The organism is Pseudomonas sp. P4_C4 (genome assembly GCF_056402055.1).
The window spans coordinates 80,143-86,142 of the sequence record NZ_JBFUID010000051.1 but is presented as its reverse complement, the minus strand read 5'-3'; the positions used below and the strand labels follow the sequence as shown (position 1 = coordinate 86,142).

The window sequence follows — 6,000 nt, the reverse complement described above, 5'->3', positions numbered from 1 at the left end:
GGTCAAGTTCATCAACGAAGACATCGACAACACGCACCGGATTAGTCTCGCTGACGTAATCGTCCAGGCTCTCGGGGAGCAGGGTCCTTTGACCTCGGTGTTCACCTTGAATGAAGCGTTTCATGGGCAACCCTTGCGATGAAATCCTGGGAAATCATAGCAAGGGTTTGCTTTGGAGTTTTTACACACTCTGGGCCGAAGGCGGCCAGGAGCGGACATCGAGACAGCAAACCTCAAAGGGGCCGAACACTGAGGCCGTTGGCTATTTAAGCAGCGGTTCCCTAGAACTTTTCCTTATTTATCGGTCTATGTGGGTAGGCACATCCGCTCGGTAAGCGCGAGCTCGCAGGCTTCCCGCAGCCAGATGGCCATACGCCCAAATGTCAATCAGAGGTTTTCTTCGCTCATGAAATTCCATGACCCACGGATGGTGCTCTTCGGCCTGTTCGCGTTCGCGGCAGTGGGCTCGGCATCAGCAACACAGATGAAGGCCTCAACCTCTGTTTTCGCAACTGAAGTCGCAGCCGTTCAGGTTCCGGTCCAGGCTGCCGGCAACCCTTGGCCGACCTTGGCCAGTATGGCCGGCAAGCAGCCAGGGCCGTTGCTTGCCCATGACGACCGATACTGGCATGACGGCCGTTGGCATGATCGTAGAGACGATTGGCGCCGAGACGACTGGCGTAGAGAACAGTGGCGTAGAGAACAAGCCCGTCGAGAAGCCCAGCGCCATCGTGATTGGGAATACCACCAGGATCGGGCCATGCGGCACCGCTACGAGGACGATCACCGCTACTATCGTCGCTAGTGCGACGCCACGAGATCAATCCGCCTGCACGATGAAGGCACCACCTTCCGAGCCTTGCTGGCCGAGGCCCGCAGCCGCAGCGCCATCGAGATACTCAATGACGAACGCTTGAGCCTCACCGAGATTGCCGAGCGACTGGGTTTGAGTGACCTGTCGAGCTTTTCCCAGGCACTCAAGCGCTGGTATGGGGTAGCTCCAAGTCATTTCTCGCTACGAAAAAGTAGCGGTGGCATGTGCTGGATGACGAACTGGAGTGATCAATGAGCTCAGTTCACACCTACCCAAGACGCTCGCCTGAGCAGCCTCCTGACTCAACGAATCAAGTCACGGATATTTACCTATAGAGCAGATCCTTATACGATGAAGTCCGCTCTACTGCGCTCCATCAGATCTGAGTAAGCTATGGTGGTTATGCATAACAAAGCGATCTAACAAAATGTGCTCTATAGCCACGAAAATTTTGCGTAGAAAACCAGGCGGAATCCGCATGCAGATTCAACTACTTCTACAATTAAATACAATACCATTGAGCACCTGAACAATGAACAACCCTGATTCTCCGCCCGAAAGTTCTAAAGCCTTCAGCATCGTCATAGTGAATTACAAAACACCGGAAATCACCAAGATATGCCTGGACTTATTGCACCAGCATGTAGGAAGCAACGGCGCCCCAATATGGGTAGTTGACAACTATTCCGCCGATGAAAGCACTGAGTATTTACGAACGCTTGACTGGATCAATTTAATCGAGCGCTCTGTTACTGAACCAGAACCGGGCCACATCGCGCATGGCAAGGCACTTGACCTGGTTTTGGAGCGAATTGAAACTGATTATTTATTCTTGATGCACACTGATACGTTTGTTTTCGATAAAAATGTTTTTCCGATGATGCTGAATAAATGTTTAAAAAACCCGAACGTCGTGGCCGTCGGTTGTGTTGAGCAATTAAACCGCGGTGCCACCAGAACTTTTTGGCGTTTTAGCTCGCGACTATTCAAACATCATTTCCGGCGTCTGAAAATCTCGATGGGATTGCGCTCCAGAGAGCCAAAACCGTACAAAGAAGTCTACTTGAAAAGTTTCTGCACCTTGTGGAACTGCAAACTTATCAAACAGCACGACTTGCATTTTTCGATGGATGACCGTGTACCAGGCTATACTCTCCAAGACCGCATGACCGAGCTTGGCTATGTCGTTGAAATGTTATCGCCGCGTAAAATCTTCAGTTATCTGGATCACATTCAGGCCGGCACTGTCGCAGCGGCTGGTGGCTATGACAAGACTCATAGACGAACCAAAATGTACAACAACATCCTTAAGCGTCTGAACAAGGACGACAAAAAAAATTAAGCTACGAATAGACGCAACGAGCCGTGAGCTCAACGCTGTTTGACGTCACCTATCAGTCTTTATATCAAGTTATTGGAGCGGTAATGGCCCCCATCACTCAAGCACTACCTATCACCCTGTCCCCGGAGCTTGATTTCGACCAAAACGCCGCCAGCGCCTTTGGTGAGTCATTGACCAGTCGCTATACTCAGGCTACGCCATTTCCGCACATCGTCATCGACAACTTCTTGCACGAAGACCTGATTGCAAGTATCTGTTCGCACTTCCCAACCGAGCCAACCAACAACGAAATGCTCTACGAGCGAGGCTATAAAGGTCAACGAAAACGTCAAATCAGTCCCAACGAATGCGCGCCCCATTTGAAAGCTGTTTTCAACATCTTTAACTCGGCCCCCATGTTGCAATTTCTTGAAAAGCTCACAGGCATCGAAGGTTTGATACCCGATCCCTACTTTGTCGGTGGCGGCCTGCATGAAACCAAAAGCGGTGGTTTCCTGGGGGTGCACTCGGACTTCAGGCTCAACAAAAAGCTTAATGTCGAGCGCCGACTGAATATCATAATTTATCTGACTGAAGACTGGCGAGAGGAATACGGCGGCAACCTGGAACTTTGGGATGTCGACATGAAGACCTGCCTTAAAAAAATCCTGCCGATTTACAATCGTTGTGTCATTTTCAATACGGACAAAGACAGTAATCATGGGCACCCAGAGCCCTTGACGACTCCAGAGCACATCACCCGCAGGTCTATAGCACTTTATTACTACACCGCAGGAACCATGGTGATCGATCCTGCACAAAGAAACAAAACCCACTACAAACCAAGGCCAAAAGATCGCTTTAGCCTAAAGTACTACATGAATAAACTAATCAAGAAGAAAAACTAAACGGTATCGCCAGACGATCGAGTTCGTGCTTTTTTGAGCGTTAGCTCGCCAATCCGGATATGCCCCCATGCTCAGTTACAGCGTCGATCAAATGGCCCATGGGGGCGCAGGGTCCTGGCAATTATGGAGACGCTAAAGGTTATAGCCGCTAGTCCTCAAAACGCCCCGTGGTATCTCGATCGCGTTCGTAGTGTCGTGTGAGCGGAAACGGCGGCAACCAGGCCTCGCGACGCACGATCCAGCTCTCGTAGGTTGGGGTCAGTTGGTCTGGGGCATCGAGGGATCCGAGGTTCACTTCGATTTCGTCTGCGCTGCGCGAGAATACGGACGAACCGCAGTGCGGACAGAAATGCCGCCCGGCGTAGTCACGGGTTTCGCCTTCGATCGTCACCGCATCCTGATGAAATATCGCGGACGCATGAAACAGCGCCCCGTGATGCTTGCGGCAGTCGAGACAGTGACAAACGCCAACCCGGAACGGGCGCCCCGTCGCGACAAGGCGCACCTTGCCGCACAAACAACCACCGGTGAATTGGTCCATGCGGTGTCTCCTCCAAGCTGTCCGAAACGGAGTATCAGCGTGGAAACAGGAACGTCACGGCAGCGCGAAAGCCCCAGCCTTGCGGGCCGTCCTCCGGACTGTCGAGCCAGTAGCGCGGGCCGGCCTGCACCGTCAGCGGTTGGCCGCCGATTCTCAACAGTTGGGTGACCGTCAGGTTGACCGGTACCGACCATTCGCGCGATTGCCAATTGTAGGTCGACTCGGTGTTCACCCCGTAGGTCGTGTACGTATGAGTGGTGTACGAGAGGAAGGGTTGCAGGAAGGTCTGGTTGACCTTTTCCTTGTCGTCTGGCGGGCTGCCGTCCAGGCCCCAGATATGGTTGGCCAGAATGCCTCGGGTCCAGCCATTGGACTGTTTCAACGCCACCGCCGTCGGGCCGAGGCCCCATTGCTCGCTGCTGAGCAATTCGTCACTGCCGGTCGGTATCAACAACGCCGGGCCGCCGCCGAGTATCCAGCCACTGTCCGTGGGCTTGGTCGGCGAGAAGAAAAAACTCTGGGTGATATCGCCGGTGCCGGATTTGTCCGCCGCGCCATTGGGGGCCAGGCCGTGCTGGTCGATGACCGGCAGAATGGTGCGAGAGATGAGGTTCCAGTCTTCGTTCAAGGCAAACGGCAGCACAGGCTGGATATTGGTGACGCTGTGCATGCCCTCCCCGGTCGGCCCCATCTTCTGGTCCCAGTTGTACTGCACCGGCAGGCTGTACATCGCCGCGACCGGGTTGAGGGCTTTCTTCGCCAGCTCTGCCGAATCGTCGGCCTGAGCCAGCGGGATGAAGCCCAACGCAACGACGAGTGTCGACGCGGTACACATCCATCGTTCTTTCAAATCCATCTCACTCACCTGTAGACGCCAAAACCGGCGTTGCAAAGGGTTAGCGTAGGCAACTGTGATCGATGTGCAATTTTTCCTGGCCGCGTGTTTAACAGTTTTTGAGAGTTATTGATTCGGATTATCCCGCTGCTACAGGCAGCATTCGGCCCGCATTGGACGGCGTGCAAGCACCTGCTTTGCGTAACCGACTGGCAAGTACCAATGCCTGGATACAAGGCACCCGGACCAATGCCCGGGGCCAGGTCGGAACCCGAATGACAACTTTCATCACTTGAGAACCAAATACATGGGCATGTCGAATAAATGGATTGCGGGTATAGCTTTGAGTTGTGTATTTCAGGTCGGCTGTGTCTCGAAAGTGGCGCAGCAAGAGCAATACTCAGGCTTCCTGGGCAATTACCAGGGCCTGGAGGAGCAAACTACGCCGAGTGAGCAGAAAGTATTGCGCTGGGTATCGCCAGGGTTCGATCCTCGCGCGTACTCCACTGTGGTGTTCAGGCAGATGGAGCTGTATCCCGCGCCGCAGCCGAGCGCGCGCGTCAGCCTGAAGACGCTGCAAGACCTGCAATTGATGGCCAGCAACAGCGTCAAGACCGCCTTTGCCCAGCGCTACACGATCGTCCCCTATGCGCAGTTGGTACCGACCGATTCGCGATCGCTGATCCTGCAAGCGGCGATCACTCACGTCAGCGCCAACAACGAAGGCATGCACTGGTATGAGGCTGTTCCAATCGGGGCCATTGTCGGGGCGACACAAGCAGCCACCGGGCATCGGGATCAGACTGCCGAGATGTACATCGAAGCCAACCTGATCGATGCCAAAACCGGTATGCCGGTCGCGAAGATCGTGCGCAAGGTATTCGGCGAGACCATCAAGAATGCCGAACAGCCGATTGTTGCCAATGACTTCAAGGTTGCACTCAAAGGCATGACCGACGATATGCAGGCCCTCCTCCTCAAGCGTTGACGCTCAGGTAAACCCCATCGCAAGCAGACCGGCATGGGGTTTCAATGTGATGCCCCGCCGTGTTTTCCCTCTGACAAACCGTTAGCCGTGCCGACGCCTGACGTGAGACTCAATGATGAAAATACTGGCCCATACCTTAGCGCTCGTTACGATGTTGCTGAGCACCAGCTCTGATCCAGTTCGCCAAACGACTAAAGGGTTACTGGCGGGGCATCGTGAGCCGGGTTCGCTGGCCGATGCACACCGGTCAGTTGGAAGGAATAAACAATCGAATAAAGGTCATCAAGCGGATGGCGTACGGTTACCGGGATAGCGAGTTCTTTTTCATGAAGATCAAGAGCGTCTTTCCCGGTAATCCGTGAAGAACCAAAAAAAAGCCCCGGGCCCTTCATGAAAGGACTCGGGGCAAAGCGTAGAACGAGAGGTGAGGATCGTTTACGCCGCGACAAACAAACCCTGTACGCGATGTGCGTCAACGCTCCTCGAGATCCATTTAAATCGGTAAAAACCCTGGTTCAAAGCTAATAAGAATCAAAAATAATCTTTCACAAACCTGGCGCACAAAAACACAATCATTGATTTGTATCCTGATA

At 53.5% G+C, this 6,000-nt stretch carries 8 protein-coding genes and 1 pseudogene; 6 read left to right on the top strand and 3 right to left on the bottom strand.

Translation table 11 applies throughout. The features are described 5' to 3' along the window. The coding region (locus AC1DXW_RS23455) for a hypothetical protein (protein WP_477760514.1) at nt 1-124 on the bottom strand (124 nt) is incomplete at its 3' end. A gap of 282 nt (nt 125-406) precedes the next feature. On the opposite strand from AC1DXW_RS23455, the gene AC1DXW_RS23450 reads away from it, so the two are divergent. From AC1DXW_RS23450 to AC1DXW_RS23435, 4 genes are all read left to right on the top strand, one after another. Beyond that, the gene (locus AC1DXW_RS23450; RefSeq protein ID WP_477760511.1) at nt 407-805 is read left to right on the top strand and encodes a hypothetical protein; all 399 of its coding nucleotides are present in this window, start codon (nt 407-409) and stop codon (nt 803-805) included. Between the two features lie 18 nt (nt 806-823). Then, nucleotides 824-1,069, top strand: coding sequence for a helix-turn-helix domain-containing protein (locus tag AC1DXW_RS23445; RefSeq protein ID WP_477760513.1), 246 nt, complete (start codon nt 824-826; stop codon nt 1,067-1,069). A 277-nt stretch (nt 1,070-1,346) separates the two neighbouring features. Continuing rightward, nucleotides 1,347-2,156, top strand: coding sequence for a glycosyltransferase (locus AC1DXW_RS23440; protein ID WP_477760510.1), 810 nt, complete (start codon nt 1,347-1,349; stop codon nt 2,154-2,156). Nucleotides 2,157-2,239: 83 nt separating this feature from the next. Beyond that, nucleotides 2,240-3,043 (top strand): 2OG-Fe(II) oxygenase, encoded by an 804-nt coding sequence (locus AC1DXW_RS23435; protein WP_108215750.1) that lies wholly within the window; start codon nt 2,240-2,242, stop codon nt 3,041-3,043. Nucleotides 3,044-3,191: 148 nt separating this feature from the next. Here the strand turns inward: AC1DXW_RS23435 and AC1DXW_RS23430 are convergent, their stop codons facing one another. Both AC1DXW_RS23430 and AC1DXW_RS23425 read right to left on the bottom strand, forming a co-directional pair. Continuing rightward, a complete protein-coding gene (locus AC1DXW_RS23430) occupies nt 3,192-3,584 on the bottom strand; it encodes a GFA family protein (RefSeq protein WP_477756553.1) in 393 nt (130 codons plus the stop codon). A 34-nt stretch (nt 3,585-3,618) separates the two neighbouring features. Next, the gene (locus AC1DXW_RS23425; protein WP_477756555.1) at nt 3,619-4,419 is read right to left on the bottom strand and encodes a transporter; all 801 of its coding nucleotides are present in this window, start codon (nt 4,417-4,419) and stop codon (nt 3,619-3,621) included. Between the two features lie 307 nt (nt 4,420-4,726). On the opposite strand from AC1DXW_RS23425, the gene AC1DXW_RS23420 reads away from it, so the two are divergent. After that, complete coding sequence (locus AC1DXW_RS23420; protein WP_477756552.1) at nt 4,727-5,407, top strand: DUF3313 domain-containing protein; 681 nt, start codon at nt 4,727-4,729, stop codon at nt 5,405-5,407. A gap of 167 nt (nt 5,408-5,574) precedes the next feature. Beyond that, nucleotides 5,575-5,769 (top strand): annotated as a pseudogene (locus AC1DXW_RS23415) (transposase); the annotation flags it as partial. Nucleotides 5,770-6,000: the final 231 nt, after the last annotated feature.

Coding starts and splice junctions, on each gene's coding strand:
- AC1DXW_RS23450 (WP_477760511.1), top strand. CDS start 407: ATGAAATTCCATGACCCACGGATGGTGCTCTTCGGCCTGTTCGCGTTC.
- AC1DXW_RS23440 (WP_477760510.1), top strand. CDS start 1,347: ATGAACAACCCTGATTCTCCGCCCGAAAGTTCTAAAGCCTTCAGCATC.
- AC1DXW_RS23435 (WP_108215750.1), top strand. CDS start 2,240: ATGGCCCCCATCACTCAAGCACTACCTATCACCCTGTCCCCGGAGCTT.
- AC1DXW_RS23430 (WP_477756553.1), bottom strand. CDS start 3,584: ATGGACCAATTCACCGGTGGTTGTTTGTGCGGCAAGGTGCGCCTTGTC.
- AC1DXW_RS23425 (WP_477756555.1), bottom strand. CDS start 4,419: ATGTGTACCGCGTCGACACTCGTCGTTGCGTTGGGCTTCATCCCGCTG.
- AC1DXW_RS23420 (WP_477756552.1), top strand. CDS start 4,727: ATGGGCATGTCGAATAAATGGATTGCGGGTATAGCTTTGAGTTGTGTA.